The sequence below is a fragment of the Pseudomonas benzopyrenica genome (assembly GCF_036884265.1).
GTDB lineage: Bacteria > Pseudomonadota > Gammaproteobacteria > Pseudomonadales > Pseudomonadaceae > Chryseomonas > Chryseomonas benzopyrenica.
In genome coordinates, this window is sequence record NZ_CP145723.1 from 2,844,918 (window position 1) to 2,866,261 (window position 21,344).

Consider the following 21,344-nt stretch of genomic DNA (forward strand, 5'->3'; position numbering starts at 1 on the left):
CCAGCCTGACAGCGCCGGGGCCGCCGGGTACAATCGCCGCCCCACCCCTTCTCGTCCCTTCCTTTGCCGGAGTCACCGGCCAGGATTATTGTCATGATTCGCATCAACGAACTGTCGCTGCCGCTTGATCACACCCCCGCCGAACTGCGCCAGGCCATCCTCGGCCGCCTGAACCTGCGCGACGCCGATCTCCTGAATTTCACCGTGTTCAAGCGCAGCTACGATGCGCGCAAGAAGAACAGCGTCATCCTGTTCATCTATATCATCGACCTGGAAGTGCGCGACGAGGCGACGGTGCTGGCGCGCTTCGCCAATGACCTGCACGTACGACCCGCACCGGACACCGGCTACTACCCGGTCGGCCAGGCACCGGCGAACCTGACCGAGCGCCCGCTGGTGGTGGGCTTCGGCCCGTGCGGCCTGTTCGCTGCCCTGCTGCTGGCCCAGATGGGCTTCAAGCCCATCGTGCTGGAGCGCGGCAAGGAGGTGCGCAGCCGCACCAAGGACACCTGGGCGCTGTGGCGCAAGAAGGTGTTGACGCCCGAATCCAACGTGCAATTCGGTGAAGGCGGCGCCGGCCTGTTTTCCGATGGCAAGCTCTACAGCCAGATCAAGGATCCGAAGTTCTACGCCCGCAAGGTGATGCACGAATTCGTTCGCGCCGGCGCGCCGGAGGAGATCCTCTACGTCAGCAAACCGCATATCGGCACCTTCCGCCTGACCGGCGTCGTGGCAGCCATGCGCGAGGAAATCATCGCCCTCGGCGGCGAAGTCCGCTTCGAAACCAAGGTGACCGATCTGGTGATCAACGACGGTCAGCTCGAAGGCGTGGTGCTGGCCAATGGCGAGACCCTGCACAGCCGCCACGTGGTCCTCGCCCTGGGCCACAGCTCCCGCGACACCTTCCGCATGCTGCATCGCCAGGGTGTGTTCATCGAGGCCAAGCCCTTCGCCATCGGCTTCCGTATCGAACATCCCCAGGGCATGATCGACGAGGCCCGCCTGGGTAAATACGCCGGCCACCCCGAGCTGGGCGCCGCCGACTACAAAGTGGTGCATCACGCCAAGAATGGCCGCGCCGTGTACAGCTTCTGCATGTGCCCCGGCGGCACCGTGGTGGCCGCCACCTCCGAGCCGGGCCGCGTGGTCACCAACGGCATGAGCCAGTACTCGCGCAACGAACGCAATGCCAACTCCGGCATCGTGGTGGGGATCAATCCCGAGCAGGATTTCCCCGGCGATCCGCTGGCCGGCGTCGAGTTGCAGGAGCGCCTGGAATCCCGCGCCTACGAACTGGGCGGCAGCGACTATTTCGCGCCCGGCCAGCTGGTTGGCGACTTCATTCGCGGCGTGCCCTCCACCGAATTCGGTGAAGTGGAACCCTCCTACAAGCCGGGCGTGCGCCTGGGCGATCTGGCGCCGTCGCTGCCGGCCTATGCCATCGAGGCCATCCGCGAGGCGCTGCCCGCCTTCGGCAAGCAGATCCGCGGCTTCGATCGCCCTGACGCCATCCTCACGGGCATCGAGACCCGTACTTCCTCGCCGGTGCGTATCACCCGGGATAACGACAACCTGCAGAGTCTGAATCTGCGCGGCCTCTACCCGGCCGGTGAAGGCGCCGGCTATGCCGGTGGCATCCTGTCCGCAGGCGTGGATGGCATCAAGGTGGCCGAGGCCCTGGCCAGATCCATGCTGTCGCAAGGCGATGAGCAGGACGTCCCGCTGGTCCGGGCCGCTGGCTGATGAAGCTCGACGACCTCAAGAAGCTCCACCAGAAGAAGTACCGCGCCGAATTCGGCCACTTCCTGGTGGAGGGCGAGCACCTGGTGCTGGAGCTGCAAAAGGCCGCGCTGCAGAATCCCCCGCTGCAGCGCGCCGAGCTCTATGTGACGACTGCCTATGAGCACTGGCAGAGTCCGTTCCGGACGCACCTGATCAGCGATCGGCAGATGGCGCAGCTGGCCGATACCAAGACCCCGCAAGGGATTCTGGCGGTGGTGCCGATGCCCGCCGCCCTGACGGCCGCACCGGCAGCCGTCGAGGGCGAGCGCGCGGTCTATCTGCACGAGATCCAGGACCCGGGTAATCTGGGCACCATCCTGCGCACCCTGGCTTGGTTCGGGGGCTTTCGCTGCCTGCTCAGCCCTGGCAGCGTCGACCCCTACAACCCCAAAGTGGTCCGCGCCAGCATGGGCGCCATCTTCCACACGCCGCTGGAGCTGGATGTCGCACTCGACAGCCTGCAGGAGCGCTTCCCGCGCCTCGCCTGTCTCGATATGCAAGGCACGCCGGTGCAGTCAGCCCAGTTCAAGGCCTTCGATTGCTACCTGTTCGGCAACGAGGCCCGCGGCGTTCCCCGCGAGCAACTCACGGCCCTGAATGCCCAGCCCTTCACCATCGGCGGCGCGGGCGCCATCGAGTCGCTAAATCTGGCGGCGACGGTGAACATGTGCGCCTATGAGTTGAGTCGGTAGCGGCATCGTTCACTTTGGATTACGAAAGCGCGCGCGATTTGCGGCTCCATCGAGCTGAACAGTCCCGCGCGCACCCGGTCCGTATGGGAACGACCACCGGGAGAATCGACGATGACGACAACCAGCAACCTCTTGTGGGGCGCCTTGGCTATTGGCGTGGTGACAGGCATGCGCAGCATGCTGGCGCCGACCATGGTCAGCCAGGCGCTGGCCGAGCGTGCGGACATAGAGGGCGCGGGCGAACCTGCACGTACCCTAGCGTCGCGTCAGGTACGGCGCTACGTGATGCCCCTGGCCGCCGGTGAGCTGTTGGGCGACAAGATGCCCTTCGCCCCGGATCGCACCATTGCGCCATCGCTGCTGGTCCGTGCCCTATCCGGCGGCATCAGTGCGGCAGCGCTCGCAGGTGCGCGGCGACAACCGATACTGCTGCCCGCATTGATCGGCTCCAGCGCCGCCTGTCTTGCCGCCAAGGTGGCGATCGATCTACGCAAGCGCTACGGCACCAACGCCTGGGTCAATGCGGGTCTTGGCCTGGCCGAGGACTGCTTGGCCGTGTCGCTGGGCAACGCCGGGTTGCGTCGAGCCCTGCAGGATCGCTAGGACAGAAGTCGCACGCCGCTCGCCCTTCACGCTACCCGGCAGGCCGCGTACGCCCTATCTACCTCAACATGAGCGAGTGCGAACATCGCCGGGCATGAATCGTCCAGAACCCCGCCGGAACTCCTATTAGACATCGCGATCAGAGTTAGCATGAGTGCTCCAACCCTCATTGACTTCAGCCCTGCCAGAGAGCGGGGCTTTTTTTGCCTGTCGTCCAAGGGGTGAGCAAGGCTGTCGAGTGCCACCTATGAGGGTGCCGGCACGGCATGGTAAGACACCTCTTTCACCACGAGAAAATCGCCATGCGCCATCTGTTGCTACCGCTACTCCTAGCACCCGCGATTCTGCTTAGCAGCCCCGCCTTCGGCCAGCAGGCGCTGGAAACGGATAGCGACTACCTCCAGCACCGGGCAGCCTCGTTGAGTGAGCGGATAAACCTTGCCGTCAAGGGTCACCAGGTGTCCAAGCAACAGGCAGCACGTTTGCAAATGGCCGTAGGCCAGGTGCAGACACGTGCGGGGCATCTACAGGCTCGCGACGGAACGATCAGCCGGCCGGATGCCGATGCCATGAACCAGAAGCTTACCGACGTTGAAAGAACGCTTACCCATCAGCCGTGATGGATAAGGCAGATACATGTTCTCCCAAGACAGATCTCCAATGTTCCTCAGCAGCCTCCATGGCCGCCGCTGAGGTGACGTTGTTGGCGCCCTTACCGCTGCGTACATCAGTCCGGTAGGGTCCCTAGACTTTCGAGAGCGAGCATCTGTCCATCTTCAGAGCTTCGTACTGTCTGGCGGCAGCTCGTCTGGCTAGTCAGGATCGTGCTCTTCGTCGAGATGCCGCCGGTGAGCGACTAGCGACTAGCTGCGGTGATTATCATGTTTTGGTAATTCAACTGGGACGCGAATGCAGCACAGCGAGGCTGATCTGCACCAAAAGCATCTCGGGGCCGGCTTCTGATCGATGACTGATCAACTCTTCTCCCTTCTCGGTTTGTGCCTCCCCGGCCCTCGTGATCATGAAACGATAAAGCTCGATAGGTTCGTTGGTTACCGCGTTTCGGATCAAGACAATGCAGGCAATCTTTCCCTCGTCATCGTGGGACAGCGGGTGAGTAATGATTTCGAAGAATCGGCCAAGCACAACGGCCTTGAAACGATCTTCAGTTGCCTGAATGTGCGTCCAGACTTCAGCGACGTCTTCACCGCCCGCAAGATCGGCCATGATGTCGAAATACCTGGCCGTATGTGCCTTGGCCCGCCTGAGGTCCTTTCCGAACGATGCAAGCATCTGGACGCCAGCGATGTAGTCTTTGCCTACCGATTCCATGGACAAGCTCCTGGTTGTGAAAGAGGAAGCTGGGACGGGTATAGAGACAGTGGGTCGAATGTTCTTCTTTCGGACCTGCTACGCACGGAGAAGACTCCCTGTCCCCTTTGCACCGACAGGTGCCTGCCACCTCGAGAACACGCCTGGAAAGCACCGGAAAACCGCGACCCGGACAATGTGCAGGGCCAGCGATCCCGCGTTGCGACGCCATGTTGCATGCAGGTACCGCGGATCAGACGCAACGGGGGCGGGATCGGGGTCATTACCCGCTCTCCATCGGCTCGACCTGAGCCTGGATGTGAAGCGCGTCCGTCCCAGCCAACCACCGCTCTGACCGCTCTGCTGGAGCGGTCGGCTATTCGCCCACGCCGTTCGCAACGCGGCGTCGAACGCCATTGGCCATCGAACTACCTCGTGACTCGTCTCCGCGACTCGAACAAATCGCCCTGCAGATAGGCTGAAGCGAACTGCGCAGCGTCGGCGAGACCTTTCGGCAGCAGGGTGCCGTAGTGCCTGGAACCTGTCGGAAAGCGCTGTAGTCATGACGTCGCATGGCAGAACGGCCGGGTCGTCTGTCGCCCGGAGTGCGCGCCCGGCGTGGCCGCTGCCCGGTGCCGTCCCTGCATGCTTTCCACTTGCACCAATAACATCAACTAGCCGTACGGATAGTATCCGCAGGGATATCACTTGCGTCGTGCATCACGTCCTGCCGCATGGATCGCCAACGGCGCGGGGTATGACCGGCAAACCTTGCGAAGGTCCGACAGAAGTGGGACTGGTCGGAAAAGCCGCATTCCAGAGCCACGTAGGCAACGGAAAGATCTGTCTCCACCAGCAGACCCTTGGCTTTGTCGATTCGGCAGGCCAGGGCCCACTCCTGAGGGGATACGCCCGTGGCTTTCTTAAAGGCGCGGGAGAAGTGACTACGCGAGAGCGAGCAGCTTTTCGCGACTTCCGCGACCATCAGCCGGCTGCTGTCGCCCTGGTCCTTGCCCAGTAGCTCCTTCGCCTTTCGTTCCTGCCAGGGTGCCAGCGCGATACGTGCCTGTGGCTCACCTTCAGGCCGCGCGTAGTGCTGCAAGAGGTGACCGCACAGCTCTCGCCCGGCTTCCAGCAGGCGCCGCGTCTCCACTGCGCAGGCATTCTCCAGGGCGTCCTTGAGCAAGTCGACCAGTTGGTAGGTCTCGGCGTCCAGGGCACGGGCGTGAGGCAAGTAAGAGCTGGGCATGAGATCTCTCCTGAAACTGGTGGAGAGAGCGTGCCGGACATCGCGCGGCGCTGCCCTTTAGTCGATGTGAAACGTTCTTAAAGGTCATTTAAGCGCGGCTGCAGGAAGTTGGGCGATCCCCTCCCCCATGCGCGGCAGCGTGAAGAAAAACAGACTTTCCCCGCGCCGACCGCGGGTACAGCGCAGCGAGCCACCGTGGGCACTGATGATTGACCAGCAGATGGCCAGGCCCATTCCCATCCCGGTGGGCTTGTCGGTGTAGAACGCCTGAAACACGCGATCTTCGCAGCCGGGCGCAACGCCAGGCCCGCTATCCTGCACGATCACCAGGATGTCTTCACGCACCGGACGGGCCGAAATGTACAGCCGTCGCCGCAAAGGCGGCAGATCCTGCATCGCCTCAACCGCATTTATGATCAGGTTGCGCACCACCTGCTGGATCTGAGTAGCATCGCCCAAAGCATAGGCATGAGGGGCAATGTCGATGACCAGCCCCACGTTCTGGTCCTGAATATCGGCCCGGGTGACGGACAGCACCCGATTGATGACGCCATCTACCGCGATCGGCTGGCGCTGCGGAGGCGCCTGGCGCGCCAGGGAGCGCATGGCATTGACGATGTCCGCCGCTCGCTGACCCTCGGACAGAATATCGCGAATCCCCTCCAGGGCATCTTCCACTGCGGGGACCGCCCGATCCAGCCAACGCACGCTCGCACCGGCATTGGACAGGATGGAAGCCAGCGGCTGATTGATCTCGTGGGCGATGGATGCTGCCAGCTCGCCCAGCACGCTCGCCTGGGAAGTCCGCTCCAGTTCACCGCGGGCGGCACGTAGCGCGATGTCGGTCTGGCTGCGTTCGGTGATATCCAGCAGTACGCCGATGAAGCCATTGCCCGTGTCGTCCGGCTCCCCGGCCAGTTCCAGAAAATGGTGATTGCCGTCGAGTGCCACCGTCCGGAACTTGAGACGAAAGGCATCGTGGCTGTGGACACCCTGGCGCAACTGCTCGCCGAACGTTTCTCGATCGTCCGGATGGACCAGCAGCGCCGCGTCGTGCAGGTAGCCGGCATCACCCGGGGCAGGCAAGCCAAGCTGATCGAGCAGCTGGCGCGACCACAGCGAGGCGGATGCCTGGGGCTTCCAGGAGAAGGTTGCATAGCGACTCACCGCCTGGCCCAGCGCCAGCAGGGCCTGCGTCCGCCGCAAGGTGCTTTCGCTGGCTCGCCGCCGCTCGTTCTCGGCGCTGAGGTCACTGTAGAGCTGGGCGTTGCTCAGCGAAATGGCAGCCTGGGCAGCGATCAGCTCCAGGACGTCCACGCGCGCCGGCTCGAAGATTCCTGGAATGAGGGCGTTCTCCAGATAGAGCACGCCGATGACCCCGTTCTGCTTGAGCAGGGGAATGCAGCCCACCGAGCCGCGTTCGAGCTCCAACAGGTGCGGGTCCTGGGTGAAACGGCGCAGGGCTTCGGTGCCATTGATGGCGAGCGGCTCGCGATGTTCGAGCACATGCCGGACCAGACAACGAGGTATTGGCAGGTCACGGGGCAGCTCGCCTCGAAGCCTTACCTCCACGCCACTGGCTTGGGCGACGCCGATGGCCTCGACCTCCAGGTCATCCTCGGCGCCTAGCAACAGCGCGGTGAAGGTCGCACCGGCGTGGGTGGTCGCGTTGGCCAACAGCGTCTTGATCAGGGCTTCCGGCTCGATCTCCCGTGAGAGCGCCTGGCAGGCCCTGGTGATGGCGAGAACGTCGAGCTCATGCTTGCCCGGAAGCGCGAGGCTGGGCGCCAAGGCGGGCGCTTCCCGCAAATCGGGATGGGTCAATTCAAGGCGTTCGGCCAGGCGCTTGGCGCCCCACCGGCACCAGGCGTCACGTCCCAGTCGCAGGTGTACCCGAGCCCCGTAATGCATGCTGACCAGGGCCAGGCAGCGACTTTCCAGCTCGTGGCCCAGCCCCTGAATGTGGATCGCCCCGCAGGCGGTGGCCTTGTCGATCGCGTCCTCGTAGTGCAGCAGGGCCTGCAGATGATTACCTTCGATGCGCTGGATCTCGGCTTCGGCCAGCGCCAGGCGGTCGCCGAAATAGCGCGGGTTCAGCTCCGCTGCGGATCTCAGGCACTGGAGCGGGCGACTGAAATCCTCGGTGGTGCCGGTTTGGGTCTGTAGAGCGGCGCGGGTGAGCACCGTGAACAGCGCCAGATCTACCAGATGGACATGCACAGGGGCTGCCCAAGCCAGCGCCCAGGCCCGATCCAGATGCCCCGCCGCTCGAGTGAGACTGCCGTCCAGAAACAGATACAGCCCCTCGAACAGCTCCCACAGGAAGTGCAGCTCACCCATCTGCGAGCGGGCGACACGCTGCGCAAGCTCCGCATGATCGGGAATGGGGATGGACTTGCCGATGTCACCGGCCAGCCGCCGAATGTAGAGCGCCTGGATGAAAAGGATGCTCTGGGCATCGGCTAATTCGAGGTGCCGCGCGTACTGCAGACCGGTATCGATCTGCCGGAGCATGCGTTCGATCGGCGCCCCCAGCACGATCAGGTCGGAAATGATGTGGTTGTTCGCATAGCAGGCGAAGCTAGGACTGCCTTTTGACACCAGAAACCGGTAGGCGGACTCGGCACACGCCACCGAATAGGGCAATGGTCTGGTCCAGACGCTCACCCGCTCGAGTGCGATCAGGGCCGCGCCGCGCGCCTTGGTGAAGCGCGGCTCGGCACTGAGTTCGGAGGCGACTTCGGCGTAGCGGAAGGCATCGCCATGCCGTCCCAGATGATGGGCTGTCGCCACGCCAAACCAGGCAAGCCCCTCGACGCCGGCGACGCTGAGTCCATGCGCGAGCGTCAGCCGAAGGATCTGGCTGGCGGCCACCCACATCAGGTTGGGTTCGACGAAGGCACCTGGGACGATGGCTGCGCGCAGCAGGTCGACGCTCGCCCTGATGCGCTCGTCCGTCAAGGGCGCCAGCTGACCGAAGGCAGCTGCCGGGTCGGTACCGAGCGATTCGGCGACGCTCCGGCCCAAGGCTTCGGCAGCATGATCCGACAGTAGCAGGTCGATGTCAGGCGCCAGGTGGGCGAGGCCCTGCGCCAGGGTTTGGAGCGCCCCCCGGTAGTCCCCCTGCAGCGAAAATATTTCGCAGCGCAGCCGGTACAATTCGGCGCGATGGTCGGCGCGGCGAGTTGCCTGCAGCTGCGTGTCGATGTAGTCCTTGGCCACCTCGTAGGACGCATTGAGGATGAGGCATTGTCCGTAGAGGACCCTGACCTGGGAGGCTGGCTCCTCATCGCCGACGGCGAGCGCGGGATTCAGTCGCTCGGCATAGTGCAGATAATCCAGGGCGACCGCTGGTGCCACCAGGCCACGCGCTTGTTGCGCGCCGTCCACCAGCAGGGCTACCAGGGCCGCCGTCTGTTCCGCGGGAAAGGCATCGGCAGGCACCTCGAGCACATGGGACGCCGCACGGTGGACCAGGCTGGGCTGGTCGCCGGAGGCCACCGCGGCGGTAAGGCGCAGGGCGAAGTCCTGATGCATCGCCTGCCGGGCACCGGGTGCCAGCCGTGCTGCCAGTGCTTCCCAGATGGAATCATGGACGAACGACAATCCGGCGCGGTGCTCGACGATCAGGCCCGCCACGAACGCCGGCTTGAGCCAGCGAATGACAGATGCCGGGTCCAGGTCCGCAATCAGCGCCAACTCCGCCACGGCGGTTTCATTGCCCAGCAGCGCGAGCTTTTCCATCAGCTCGCGCGTACGCATCGGCAGCTTTTCGACGCGCAGGTCCACCAGCGAGGACATGCCACCGGAAGGGATGTCGGCGCCCATGGCATTTTCGCGAAACGCGGCCACGGCCTGGCGGAAGTACAGCGGATTCACGCTGCCGTCCTGCCCGATCTTCGCCTTCAGGAACGCCCGTTCGGCGTCGGTGAGGAAGGTCTCCTGCACCAGGAGCTCGGTCAGCGCCTGGTCATCCAGCGGTGCCAGCGGCACCTCCTTGACCCGGCACCTCAGTGAGCGGCAATGCGCCAGGAAGGCCGCCGCGGCCGCCTCGGGACGCAAGGCACCGGCCCGATAGGCGACCGCCAGCAACAGGTGCCGGAATTGCCCGGGCTCGAGTTCGCGCAGGAATGTCAGGGACTCGGCATCGGCCCGGTGCACATCATCCAGAAACAGCACCAGGGGATGATCGGGCGTGGCTACGGCCTGCAGCAGCTGCTGCAGGGTGCCATGCAGGTGACGGCGTGCCTCGCTCATGTTGGGCGTCACGCTGAGGCGCGCAGGTCCTACGAGTTGCTCCAGTTCCGGCACCAGCCGCGTGACGGCGCTGCCGAATTCACCGATCGCCACCTTAAGTCGCGACGCCCAGTATTCGCCGCTCTGGCGTGGATCGTCGCGCAGCGACTTGCATAGCGAGGAGAGCGCATTGGCGAGCAAACCATAGGGGCTGGCATGTCCCAGCGCCCTGCCCTTGCCCATCGCATACAGCTGTCGTCCGGGCGCATTCGCGAAGAATCCGGTCACCAGCGCCGTCTTACCCAGCCCGGCTTCGCCACTCACGAGCACGAGCCCCCCCTGCTCCGCCAGCAGGTCATCCAGGGCATCCTGCAGTAGCCCAAGGTCCTGCGTCCTGCCGATCAAGGCGCGTGGGGACGCCTCCGCCACCTGTATCGATACGTCAGAGGCGTCCCGACTCGGGCGACTGGCCTCCTGCCAATCGGCATGGCAGCGCCGGAGTTCGGCCTCGAGCTCCAGTGCCGAGGCGTAGCGTAAACCCGGCTGCTTGGATAGCAGGCGAGCGATGAGCGGATCCAGACAGCTGGGCAGGTCACTTCGCCGCGACGTCACCGAGGGTGGTTCGACCGCCAGGTGAGTGTGCAGCCAGCTGGGCGCATCGACCGCTTCGAAGGGTCGGTCACCTGTGGCGAGTTCGAACAGCGTGATACCCAGGGCGTAGAGATCGCTGCGGACCGTGGCCGCCGCCTGTCCGCCGTTGGCGAGTTCGGGTGCCAGATACGCCAGGTTCGACGAGCCGATGTCGCTTCCCGCGCCTGGCACGCGTTCGGTCTCGGCGGCATAGGCGAAACCAGTGATACGCACCGAATCCCCGGCACCGCAGAAAAGATTCCCGGGTTGGAGGTCCCGATGCAGGATACCCGCCTGGTGTACGTCGTTCAGCGCGGCAGTCGCGGCGATGGCCAGCCGGAAGAAGCGATCGATGGGTAGATCGACGGCCCTCAGGGCTGACAGCGGTACGCCGTCCGCATCGTCCAGAACCAGCACCGGTCCATTGGCGGTATTGAGCAAGGCACGTGGCAGTACCGCCCAGGCCGCGGCCAGGCGCGGCGTCAGCGCATATTCGCGATCCAGCCGTGGATCGTTGACCTGGGCGGAGGCCGAAGTGATCAACAACCAGGGTCGTTGGGTACGCTCGTCATAGGTACGCCAGCGGTGCAGGCCGTCCACCTCGTCGATCGCGATCCAGGTCGCCTTGCTCGGCCATTCATCGCTGAAATCCAGGCGATCACACCAGGGACGATCGAATCCTCCTGCCATCAGGACTCCCAGGGCGCCGTGGCCCGAGCCAGCGTGGCGAGCAGCGCTTCCGCGGTAAAGGGCTTGGCGAGGAACTGAACGCTGGTATCCAGGCGCACCGCTTCGACATCCACCCCCTCGGCCTCGGCCGACATGTAGACGATGGGAATGCGGTAGCCCGCGATGCACAGCTGCCCATAGGTCTCCCGGCCTGACAGACCTGGCATGTTCAGATCCATGAGCAGGCAGGAGGCCCGCGCCTTCCATTCGGAATTCAGCAGGCTTTCTCCCGACGGGAAGGACACCGCCTGATAGCCTTCCGACTTGAGCAGATTCACCACCGCCTTGCGGACGGATAGTTCATCATCAACGACACAGACGGCGTCCATGGGCAGCCTTGAGCGGAGGATACGAAGTGCCGAACGGTGCGCCGAATCCAGTGCCTGTTCAGGCGGATTGGATGTCGAGCGTCGCGCTATCAGGCAGCCTTCCCGCCATTCTACCCAGCAGTACCAGCTCCACTAGGGTGCGTGTGCTCAGTTTTGTCATGATGTGCTTTTTATGCAGCTTGACGGTAACCTCCTGGAGTCCCAGCGCCAGCGCGATGTCCTTGTTGCGTCGGCCCTGGACCAGCAGACCGAAAACCTCCTGTTCGCGCGGCGACAGGGTGGCGAAGCGCGCGCGGATCGCATCTTCGCGTCGCGCCTGCACATGCAGTCGATGCGCCGTTTCCAGGGCTTCCTGCAGGCTGTCGAACAGCGCCGACTCGTCGAAGGGCTTGGTGATGAAGCCGACCGCTCCCGCCTTCATGGCCCGTACCGACAGGTCGATGGTGCCGAAGCCCGTCATGAAGACGATCGGCACCTTGATACCACGCTGGGCAAGCTCCGCCTGCAGATCCAGACCGCTGCTCTGACTCAGGCGCACGTCCAGCAGCAGACAGCCGGGATCCTCGAAGGAGCAGGTCGACAGGTAGGCCTCGGCGGAGGCGTAGGCGAGCGCGCTGAACCCCGCCGATCTAAGCTGGCGAACCAGGCCGTTACGTACCGTCGATTCATCGTCGACGATATGCACGGTAGCCAGGCCTCTCCAGTCGGGCGATCGGTCATCCGCCTTGGCGACCGCTGGCGGATGGTCCTTGGCGGAGGCGAGCTGTGCGACGGGCAGATTCAGTCGATAACCACGGCCGGCCACGGTTTCGAGCAGATCGCGATCCAGCGCCAGCTGCTTGCGTAACGAAGACATCTGGACATGGAGATTGTTTTCCTCGACCACCGTATCCGGCCATACCGCTTCGATGAGTTCGTCCTTGGTAAGCAACCGCTGAGGCGCTGCCAGCAAACATTCGAGCAGGTCAAAGGCGCGGCTGCCAAGCCGAACCGGCTGGTCGTGGCGAAACGCCTCACGGCGCTCGATCGATACCCACACATCTCCTAGACGAATCATAAGCTCCTAGCCGGCTCGGTAGTGGCTGACGATCAAAGTATGACGTCAGTTATCTATCGATAGTATTACTATTGAAATTGGCATTAACGCGTCGGTCCCGTGGTTCAAGGCTACGGCGCTATCCGCCAACGCGCGGACCGGCAAGCCTGAATGTTCCGTCCATCGGTACGCGCCATTGGTGCGCGCCGTCGAATCGGCTGCCGCGTACGACACCGTCGCAACAATCGTCCAGCTGGGGCGCTGTTGCAGTGCACAAGCAAATGGACGGACACGCTGGCGAGCAGATTAAACGGGGGAGATGTCGCCTGAGCGTTAATTAACGTTAATCCAGCACATTTACGTTAATTAACGTCTTGGTCCTTTGGAGAAGAAGCCCGGCTGATCGAACCAGGACGAGCGCTAATCGGGACGTTCGAAGCTGCAGAAGCGCGCGGCAACCCGCGTAGATGCCGAATGCTGGATGGCCCCACGCGTAGGGCCTGATCCTTTGTTGGAAGATCTACCCCCTTGGTTGTCACCTTGGTTCCGCAGCACCCTTTTTCGTATGATGCCCGTCAACAGCAGACGGAAACCTCCGGTGTGGACGCTTCAGCAAAACCGGCTTCTCCAAGCCAACCTGATCAGGCTGCAGCGCGCTGGGATGTAGGGGCGGCGGTCAACCAGCTGTCCTGGGACGACCTGCGCATCATCAAGGCGCTCAGCGAGTCCGGCAACCGTGCGGCTACCGCCAAGAAACTGGGCATCAACGTCTCAACCGTTTCCCGGCGAGTGGCGCAGGTGGAGAAAACCCTAGGCGTCGCGTTGTTCGACCACCGTCGCTCCGGCTATCAGCTGACGGTCGAAGGCGAGGAACTGCGTGCCTTGGGCGAGCGGGTCGAACTGGATATCGTCAGCGTCGCACGACGTGTCTCCCGCGCTGCACAGGGTCCACTGGGCAAACTGCGGATCACCACCAGCGACTCGCTGCTGCTGTACTTCCTGACCCCGATCATCGCCGACTTCAAGGCGGCGAACGATGGCATGACCATCGAGGTGCTGGTGGGGAATCAGACCTTGAGTCTGGCACGGGACGAGTCCGACATCGCGATCCGGGCCACCAGAAAGCCCGCCGACAGTCTGGTCGGTCGCAGGCTGGCCACCATTGCCTGGGCCGCCTATGGCAGTCGCAACAGGGTGCGGCAGGAGGATCCCTATGCGGCCGGCCAGGCCTGGGTGTCCTACGCCTCCGCCCTGGCCAACCTCAAGGCGGCTGCCTACCTGGAATGCCGAGTTGCCCCTGAGGACGTCTCCTACCGGACTGATTCGGTCGCCGCCGCCAGTGCGGCCATCGTGGCAGGGCTGGGTTTCGGCTTTCTGCCCTGCATGCTGGGCGACAGCACGCCCGGTCTGGTGCGCGTGGGGCCGGTGGTGCCAGAGCTCAACGACGAACTCTGGCTGCTGACTCATCAGGACATCCGCAAGTCCTGGCGGGTAAAGGCCTTCATGGCGTTCTGTGCGGCGGCGGTAGCCGAGCAGAAGGCGCTGCTGGAAGGTCAGCGCCCGTTTGCCACTGCGCTCGAAGACAGCGAAGCCTCTACCTAGCGCGCGCGACTGCCAATCACCGCCCGGCAGGCGATCTCGATCAGCTGCGGGCGCTGAGCCAGCCTCGAAACACCAACGATATTGCTGGCGCAGCGCGGCGCCTCACAACCGTAGGCCGCCTTGCGCACCTTACCGACGACGGCAAAGGCGGCGTCCATGTCCAGCACATAGAGAGTCTCCTCGACCACGTCTTCCAGGCTTGCGCCATAGAGCGCGAGCAGCTTGGCGATGTTGTCGTAGGCGGTGCGCATCTGCTCGCCCATGGTGGAAAAATCGCTGGGGCGACCCTCGCTGTCCAGCGGTGCGGGCGCTACCAGATTGCCGTCTGCGTCGTGATTGAACTGCCCCGAGACGAAGATTTCGTCACCCACCCTACGGGCCTGCGGATAGCCGTAGGCCTGCTCCCACGGTACGCCCCAGTACGCCGTGTCCTTGTCCTTCAAGTGTGCTGCTGCCATTGCCTGTTCCTCGCGGAAAGTGGATTCGCGATGCGGAATCCGGGTGATTGGAAGGCCAAACCCTAGCAGCGCGCTGACGATTTTCATGGCGCAAATTTGCGCTTTCAAAGGTGCAAAAGTGCACAAGCACAGCCTCGATTGATCCCTTACCTTGGATACCAGTTCCGGTCACAACCGCTGCGAACGAGGCCGTCGCCCCCCTTGAAGGCGAGCCGCCGAGATCGCCGCACGGCGCACAGCCCAAACCACACTCAATCGATAGGTGAAGCCATGAACAACTCCAAAACCGAAGTCCTAACTCCCCTGAACAGCCAGCTGATCTTCATCGACCAGCAACCGCAAATGGCCTTCGGCGTCCAGAGCATCGATCGCCAGACGCTGAAGAACAACACCGTCGGCCTGGCCAAGGCCGCCAAGATCTTCAACGTGCCCACCACCTTCACGACGGTCGAAACCGAAAGCTTCTCCGGCCACACCTATCCCGAATTGCTCGCCGTGTTCCCTGAGGCGCCGCTGCTCGAGCGCACCTCGATGAACTCCTGGGACGACCAGAAGGTGCGCGATGCGCTCAAGCGTAATGGCCGCAACAAGATCATCGTCTCCGGCCTCTGGACGGAGGTGTGCAACACCACCTTCGCCCTCTCCGCCATGCATGACGCGGGCTACGAGATCTACATGGTCGCCGACGCCTCGGGCGGCACCACCCAGGCCGCTCACGACTACGCCATGCAGCGCATGATCCAGGCCGGCGTGATCCCGGTGACCTGGCAGCAGGTCCTGCTGGAATGGCAGCGCGACTGGAAGAACCGCGATACCTATGACGCCGTCATGGCGCTGGTCAGGGAGCATTCCGGTGCCTACGGCATGGGTGTCGACTATGCCTACACCCTGGTGCACAAGGCCCCCGAGCGTGTCGCTCACGGCCCCACCCTGGCGCCGGTCGCCGCGGCCGTCTGAGCCACTGCCAGCCCCACCGTCTCGGGCGGTGCTGGCACTTCCATTGCCCAGGCAGGAGTCCTACTCATGAATCCCTCTTCCACTACCGCGACCCTGGTCGTGCGCCACCAGGTCCACCCGCAGCACGAACAGCGCTACGAAACCTGGCTGCACCAGACCATCGAGGCCGCCAGTCAATTCCCAGGCCACCTGGGGGTGGACGTAGGCCGCGAACGCCATGGAGATGTCCTTGATTTCACCTCGGTGTTGCGCTTCGACGAGATGCAGCACCTGCAGCTATGGCTCGAATCCTCTGCCCGTCAGTGGCTCGTCAGTCAGGCACGCCCGTGGCTGCAGGATGGCGACAACACCGAAATCCAGCTCGGCAAGGACTTCTGGTTCGCGCCCCGGGAGGCCGACCAGGCACCTGCACACTGGAAACAGGTGGTCGTCAGCGTCCTGGTCATTCTGCCCCTGAGTCTGCTGGTACCCGTCCTCTGGCGGCCCGTATTCGGCCTCGCCCCCTGGCTCGCCGGCTACCTGATGAGCAACCTGCTGATCACTCTGAGCATCGTGGTGCTGGTGGTGTACCTCTTCATGCCGCTGGCCACCCGCGCGCTGAATCCCTGGCTCAGCGCTGACACCCCATAGCGCGCCAGTCCTTCCGCCGCCCTCCTCCCCTTCGTCCGCTATAGCCCTTCCGTTCGTTCATAAGGAATACCCATGAGCGCCGCCGCAACCTTGCTCGACCGCCACCTGCACACGGCAGACCTGCCGTCAGCCCCCTCCACCGCAGTGGCGACCGGTAGTCGAGTGCTCGGGCATCGTTACCTGGGAAAGCGCTGGCAGGGTTCGGTCCTGCGAGGCTGGCCGCTGGGTCTGTTGCTGGCAACGGCCACTGGCCAGTCCGCCACCGCGGCCGAAACACCCGCTCCCGCAAGCTGGGATGTCTTGCTGCGCAACTACTTCCTGCACAGCGACCTGCGCGACAAGGTCGGTCCCGGCCAGCAGAGCTATCAGCAGGAATGGGCGCAGGGCGTCATCGGCGAGCTGCGCTCCGGCTACACCGACGGGGTGCTTGGCGTGGGTTTCGATGTACACGGTTTCCTTGGACTGAAGCTCGATGGCGGCCGCGGCCACACGGGTACTGGACTGCTGCCGGTCGATGGCAAAGGGCGTAGTGGGAATTACGCGTCCGCTGGTGGAGCCTTGAAAGTCCGAATGGGGACCTATCAACTTCGCTATGGCGAAATGATGGTCGAGACGCCCGTTTTCGATACGGCTGACAAGCGCCTGCAACCGGAATACGCCACCGGATGGATGCTCGAGGGTACGCCACGACCCGACATGCAGCTGCAACTTGGACACTTCACAGGCTTCAAGAATCAGGCTGGTCGCTCTTCTCATGACGATCTGGAAGGAGCAGGAGTCTCTACCCGCGGCAGTGCCATCAGCCTCGTCGGCGCGCGCTTCGCCGTCACCCGAACGTTCAGCGCTGCCCTTTACGCCGCACAGTTGGATGACCGTTGGCGGCAGGACTATCTCAACCTCAGGATGAGCGATGCCCGCTGGACGCTGGAGGCCAACGCCTACCGTACGCGGGACCAGGGATCTGCCACCGCTGGCGCGATCGATACGCTCGCTTACAGCCTGCTAGGCAGCCATCGCATCGGTGCTCAGACGTTCACCCTGGCTTACCAACGGGTCGAAGGACGGACCCCTTTCGACTTCGTGGGTGGCGACTCTATCTACCTGGCGAACTCGGTCAAATACGCCGATTTCAACGGCGCCGGCGAGCGGTCCTGGCAGGCGCGGTACGATCTGGATCTCGCGGTATTCGGTCATCCCGGCTTGAGTGTGATGGCGCGGTACGTCAGCGGTCGGGGCATCGACAGTACCCATACCAGTCCTGACAGCGCCTATGCCCGTTCACTGGAGGCGGGCGGACGCCACTGGGAGCGAGATCTCGACCTGCGTTACCGGGTCCAGCAGGGCGCGGCCAAGGATCTGCGGGTGACGCTTTCCCACGTGAGTCACCGAGGCAACGACGCCCAGGGCGGGCGAGACCTCGATCGGCTGTATCTCATCGTCGAGTACCCGCTGCGTGGCTTCATTTGAGGGCACGCGCCATGAGTCGCGGCTTGGCGATGAAACCGTCCGACCGTTCGGCGTGCAGGTTCGTGCTGGCGGCTCGGCTCATGCCATGGACCGCAGGACGTCACTCGACCGAAGCGCAAACGCAGGCGCCGGTCAGTCGATGGAGTCCGTCGCCCGATCGTGAACCTCGTACGATCCGTTACGCTCCCTCGGCTTGATACGTCGCTCGATCGGCACGCTCGAACACCACCCTGGCTGTTGCCGCCCCTGGCTCCTAGCGGCTTATGCCAATCGACGCGGCGACCCGCACATCCGCGCCGTGGTTGTCGAAAGGCGCCTTCGGGCTATCGAGCAGACGTTGGATAATGGCCGCTGCGTCGGTGCGATCGCTGCACGTCGAAGCGACAGCGAACTCATCTTCACCCATGCGCCCTATCACATCACCGCCCACCCCGGGATGGTGAGTTACGCAAGTTACGAGCGGTTGCATTCACGCCTGTCAGGCAGGCAGAATTAATTTAGTTGTACGATGACGGACAAACTCATCGGCGACGCCTCGCTTCGTTCCAATAACTACAACAAAGGAATCTCGACATGAAAAAGCTGACGCTCTTGGTAGGCTTCCTCTGCCTGTTCACCGGTTATGTCGCCGCCGCTCCCCATGATGAAAGTGACGTAGCTGCTGCCGTGGACAAGCTGACCCAAGCGATGTGGCACAAGGACATAGCGCAACTCAAGGCACTGACCGCTGACAACCTGACGTATGGGCATTCAAGCGGCAACATTCAGGACAAGCAGGCATTCATCGCCGACATCGAGACGGGGAAGAGCGCGTTCAACGAACTGAAGATGCTAAACCAGAAGATCACCCTGTCGGGGGATGTCGCGCTGGTTCGCAATCACTTCTCGGCCCAGGCTGTAAACAGCGGAAAAGTCGTGCCAACTGAAATCGAGAATTTTCAGATCTGGCAGAAGCAGAATGGCCAGTGGCTATTGATCGGTCGTCAGGCATTTCGCTTCTGATAAACCCTTCGACAGAGGCTGCGTCGATCGCCATGGAAGGTCGTAGAAGATCGACGCTCTCGGTCCCCCCTACCGCTGCCACATTATGAACTGCCGCCTCGCTGGCCTTGGGTCTTCTGCAAGCCGCCGGCATCGGTATTGATCCCTTAGACAGTCCTGTCACGCTGCACCGGGCCATCGACGTCCCTAAGCTGGGCTGGCGAATCTCCGCCAGCAGGTCAGTCGATCTTGGCCCGCTTGCGTGTCCGCATCGGCAGTTGGCCTTCGAAATCAATCTGACTGTTCCTGAGCTGACCGCGGCTCAGAGTTTACCGGTACCTGACCGCTTGCCACTTGCGTCGTAGCGCATCCTCGGAGAGCAAGACAGCCATATTGAAGAAAGCTGGCTTCCTTCATCGGCCAGCGCGGCGCCTGACATCAGATCGGCTGGAGAACAGCACCGCGCTGTCACTGCGGCCCGACGTCACGATTGGACGCTTTCACCAGGCGTGTGAGTCGTCAGTCCTATCCTTCGGCACGTCAAGCCAGGGGCCACCAGGCTGTGAAGATCGTGGCGCGCCAGCCACTCGTCGAAATCCAGCGACATCGCCCAAATGATTATTGCGATATTCGAACAGGCGAATCATAGTGGCCTGGTGCCATTTACCTGATCGATGTTCGAGACCTGATCATGCACCCCGATCCCCAAGGCCAAGCCCGCGAAGCGCTACTTGGCCTTCATCGCCAACTCCAGGAAAACGCCAGCCAGCTGAGCCAGGTCGACTGCGATGACCCGGACGTCCGAGCCGTGCTGCAGGCAGTACATGATCTCAATCAGAGAGTTGCCGACCTGGTGGCGGAAACCGCCTTGCTGGCGCCCTTGGAACTGGACTCGGTCACCAACGGCAGCTAATGCGACGGTACCCGCCAATCCTGACTCACCGCCCCTGTCGACTCGACCGCTCACCGGGTTCCGGGCGAGGAGCCGGCGAAACGCCGTGACAGACTTCCCGAGCTGCATTGCCAGACCAAGATGCACGGGCGCGAGTGGAATGACAGGCGCTGTTTGAAGCCGCCTATCCGCCAGCGTCTTTACCCGGCCGCCGTTGGTAGGCACGCGCCCATTCGAGCAGGCTGTTTTCTTCGTCGGTACGATCATCGACACCGCACTCTTCCAGTACGGTCACCACTCGACTCATGAAGTCTCGATCGATGCGAGCCTGCTCCATGAGCCTGGTCAGATTCAGCTGACCCAGCCGCTGGAGCGGGGTCTGAGATTCGTTGTCTTCCATGCCCATCACGTCTGTCCCTGTAAGCACGGCTGCCGAACACCGACTGGCCTATCGCCATCATCTTCCGGACAAGGTCTGGGCTTGCAATGGTTATTGCACGAAGTGTCGAGAATGATGACTGAGCGGCAGTTGCTGGCTCGACCAGGGCGGTCGGCTTCGCCCTGATCGTTCTCCACCACGAGGCGACTCTGGCGAGCTGTCCCACTCACTCAGGCGCTGTCGCTCAGAAGCCCAGCACCAGAGGCAGCACCAGCGCGGTGACGATGCCCAACAGAATCATGCCCAGCGCCGAGAAGGCTGCCGTTTCCTGGCCCTCGCGCAAGGCATGGGCCGTGCCGATGGCATGGCCGTTCATGCCCAGGGTCAAGCCGCGAGCCGCGGGATCTTCCACCTTGAAGACCTTGAGCAGCGGCAGCGCCAGCGTGGTGCTGATGACGCCGGTCAGCATCACGATCACGGCGGTCAAGGGCGCGATGCCACCGAAATGATCCGCCAGCGGCAAGGCGATCGGCATGGTGACCGACTTCGGCACCAGGCTCATCAGCAGGGTCTCCGACAAGCCAAACAGCCAGCCCAACGCCAGGGTCAGGGAAACGCCCACGACGCCCCCTACCGTGAGGGTTATCAGCAGCGGCTTGCAGAGTGCCACCACCCGCGGGAAGTTCTTGTAGAGCGGAACGGCCAGGCCTACGGTGGTGGGCCCGAGCAGCATCGAGAGCATCCCGCTGGCGCCGCGATACGTCTCGTAGTGAATCCCCCCGACCCAGAGCACGGTGGCGACGATCGCCGTGGTGATCAGCACGGGTTGCAGCATGATCAGGCGCAGGCGCTGTTGCAGCACGAGCGCCAACTGATAGGCCGCGAGCGTCAGGGACAAGGCCAGCAGGGGCGCCAGGGCTTGATCAGACATGGTCTTTGTTTCTACCGATCAGGTACTGCAGCAGCCAGCCGCACAAGGGAACGGTGACCAGCAGAGACAGGGCGATGACCAGCACCAGGCGTAACCAGACCGAGGCCTCGATACCGCTGAAATCGACGATTCCCACCGCGGGCACCACGAGCATCAAAGGCAGGTACCTGAGCAGATTGCCCGCCATGGTCTCCACGCCTTCCGGCACCCTGCGCAAGAGCATCAACAGGGTGAACAGAACGATGATCCCCAGGACACTGGCCGGAATGCCCCCTATGACGTTCGTCATCCCAGAGCCCAGCAGATAGCAACCTACAAGCGTCAAAAAACCCGAGATATTCATAACCACCCTGAGTGATAGCTTTCTTGTTGAATAGCCTTCAATAACGGCGTGCGCGGCAACGTCCAACACGGAAGACTCGCATCGAGCTGCGGACCTGCGCCCCGCCG

The 21,344-nt window shown here is 63.2% G+C and carries 20 protein-coding genes; 10 read left to right on the forward strand and 10 right to left on the reverse strand.

Translation table 11 applies throughout. The annotated features are described in order from the left end of the window. Positions 1-93 precede the first annotated feature (93 nt). The 4 genes from V6W80_RS13485 (at position 94) to V6W80_RS13500 (ending at position 3,697) form a co-directional block, all read left to right on the forward strand. Positions 94-1,743, forward strand: coding sequence for an NAD(P)/FAD-dependent oxidoreductase (locus V6W80_RS13485; protein ID WP_338544518.1), 1,650 nt, complete (start codon positions 94-96; stop codon positions 1,741-1,743). Beyond that, positions 1,743-2,474 carry a TrmH family RNA methyltransferase gene (locus V6W80_RS13490; RefSeq protein WP_338544519.1) on the forward strand — a complete coding sequence of 244 codons (732 nt, stop codon included), beginning with the start codon at positions 1,743-1,745 and terminating at the stop codon, positions 2,472-2,474. The genes V6W80_RS13485 and V6W80_RS13490 overlap by 1 nt, the downstream gene beginning before the upstream one ends. 111 nt (positions 2,475-2,585) lie before the next feature. Further along, positions 2,586-3,077: a DUF4126 domain-containing protein gene (locus V6W80_RS13495; RefSeq protein ID WP_160922723.1), complete on the forward strand. Its 492-nt coding sequence runs from the start codon at positions 2,586-2,588 to the stop codon at positions 3,075-3,077. A gap of 302 nt (positions 3,078-3,379) precedes the next feature. After that, positions 3,380-3,697: a hypothetical protein gene (locus V6W80_RS13500; RefSeq protein ID WP_338544520.1), complete on the forward strand. Its 318-nt coding sequence runs from the start codon at positions 3,380-3,382 to the stop codon at positions 3,695-3,697. 274 nt (positions 3,698-3,971) lie between these two features. Here the strand turns inward: V6W80_RS13500 and V6W80_RS13505 are convergent, their stop codons facing one another. From V6W80_RS13505 to V6W80_RS13525, 5 genes are all read right to left on the reverse strand, one after another. After that, a complete protein-coding gene (locus tag V6W80_RS13505) occupies positions 3,972-4,409 on the reverse strand; it encodes a hypothetical protein (protein ID WP_093252171.1) in 438 nt (145 codons plus the stop codon). Between the two features lie 649 nt (positions 4,410-5,058). Further along, positions 5,059-5,637, reverse strand: a complete 579-nt coding sequence (locus tag V6W80_RS13510; RefSeq protein WP_173147851.1) for an AraC family transcriptional regulator — start codon at positions 5,635-5,637, stop codon at positions 5,059-5,061. A gap of 84 nt (positions 5,638-5,721) precedes the next feature. After that, the gene (locus V6W80_RS13515; RefSeq protein WP_338544521.1) at positions 5,722-10,944 is read right to left on the reverse strand and encodes a trifunctional serine/threonine-protein kinase/ATP-binding protein/sensor histidine kinase; all 5,223 of its coding nucleotides are present in this window, start codon (positions 10,942-10,944) and stop codon (positions 5,722-5,724) included. A gap of 248 nt (positions 10,945-11,192) precedes the next feature. After that, positions 11,193-11,561, reverse strand: coding sequence for a response regulator transcription factor (locus V6W80_RS13520; RefSeq protein WP_017641385.1), 369 nt, complete (start codon positions 11,559-11,561; stop codon positions 11,193-11,195). A 58-nt stretch (positions 11,562-11,619) separates the two neighbouring features. Next, positions 11,620-12,618, reverse strand: a complete 999-nt coding sequence (locus V6W80_RS13525) for a response regulator (protein WP_338544522.1) — start codon at positions 12,616-12,618, stop codon at positions 11,620-11,622. 579 nt (positions 12,619-13,197) lie between these two features. Here V6W80_RS13525 and V6W80_RS13530 point away from each other — a divergent pair. Continuing rightward, positions 13,198-14,199 (forward strand): LysR family transcriptional regulator, encoded by a 1,002-nt coding sequence (locus V6W80_RS13530; RefSeq protein ID WP_338544523.1) that lies wholly within the window; start codon positions 13,198-13,200, stop codon positions 14,197-14,199. On the opposite strand, the gene V6W80_RS13535 is transcribed toward V6W80_RS13530, so the two are convergent. After that, positions 14,196-14,657 (reverse strand): Rid family hydrolase, encoded by a 462-nt coding sequence (locus V6W80_RS13535; RefSeq protein ID WP_338547430.1) that lies wholly within the window; start codon positions 14,655-14,657, stop codon positions 14,196-14,198. The genes V6W80_RS13530 and V6W80_RS13535 overlap by 4 nt on opposite strands. Before the next feature lie 270 nt (positions 14,658-14,927). Here V6W80_RS13535 and V6W80_RS13540 point away from each other — a divergent pair, with 270 nt between their 5' ends. From V6W80_RS13540 to V6W80_RS13550, 3 genes are all read left to right on the forward strand, one after another. After that, positions 14,928-15,614, forward strand: coding sequence for a hydrolase (locus V6W80_RS13540; protein WP_338544524.1), 687 nt, complete (start codon positions 14,928-14,930; stop codon positions 15,612-15,614). Between the two features lie 66 nt (positions 15,615-15,680). Further along, positions 15,681-16,244 (forward strand): antibiotic biosynthesis monooxygenase, encoded by a 564-nt coding sequence (locus V6W80_RS13545; RefSeq protein WP_338544525.1) that lies wholly within the window; start codon positions 15,681-15,683, stop codon positions 16,242-16,244. Positions 16,245-16,316: 72 nt separating this feature from the next. Continuing rightward, a complete protein-coding gene (locus V6W80_RS13550) occupies positions 16,317-17,711 on the forward strand; it encodes an OprD family outer membrane porin (protein ID WP_338544526.1) in 1,395 nt (464 codons plus the stop codon). Between the two features lie 253 nt (positions 17,712-17,964). Here V6W80_RS13550 and V6W80_RS24075 read toward each other — a convergent pair whose 3' ends face one another. Next, complete coding sequence (locus V6W80_RS24075; RefSeq protein ID WP_430707719.1) at positions 17,965-18,180, reverse strand: diguanylate cyclase domain-containing protein; 216 nt, start codon at positions 18,178-18,180, stop codon at positions 17,965-17,967. Positions 18,181-18,284: 104 nt separating this feature from the next. On the opposite strand from V6W80_RS24075, the gene V6W80_RS13555 reads away from it, so the two are divergent. Together V6W80_RS13555 and V6W80_RS13560 are read left to right on the forward strand one after the other, a co-directional pair. Further along, complete coding sequence (locus V6W80_RS13555) at positions 18,285-18,713, forward strand: nuclear transport factor 2 family protein (protein ID WP_064309037.1); 429 nt, start codon at positions 18,285-18,287, stop codon at positions 18,711-18,713. Positions 18,714-19,383: 670 nt separating this feature from the next. Continuing rightward, entirely contained in the window at positions 19,384-19,605 is a 222-nt protein-coding gene (locus V6W80_RS13560) for a hypothetical protein (protein WP_093252208.1), read from the forward strand. A gap of 163 nt (positions 19,606-19,768) precedes the next feature. On the opposite strand, the gene V6W80_RS13565 is transcribed toward V6W80_RS13560, so the two are convergent. From V6W80_RS13565 to V6W80_RS13575, 3 genes are all read right to left on the reverse strand, one after another. Beyond that, entirely contained in the window at positions 19,769-19,984 is a 216-nt protein-coding gene (locus tag V6W80_RS13565; RefSeq protein ID WP_256204539.1) for a hypothetical protein, read from the reverse strand. Positions 19,985-20,207: 223 nt separating this feature from the next. Then, positions 20,208-20,894, reverse strand: coding sequence for an LrgB family protein (locus tag V6W80_RS13570; RefSeq protein ID WP_338544527.1), 687 nt, complete (start codon positions 20,892-20,894; stop codon positions 20,208-20,210). Next, positions 20,887-21,183 carry a CidA/LrgA family protein gene (locus V6W80_RS13575; RefSeq protein WP_177323666.1) on the reverse strand — a complete coding sequence of 99 codons (297 nt, stop codon included), beginning with the start codon at positions 21,181-21,183 and terminating at the stop codon, positions 20,887-20,889. Before V6W80_RS13575 ends, V6W80_RS13570 begins: the two co-directional genes overlap by 8 nt. Positions 21,184-21,344 lie beyond the last annotated feature (161 nt).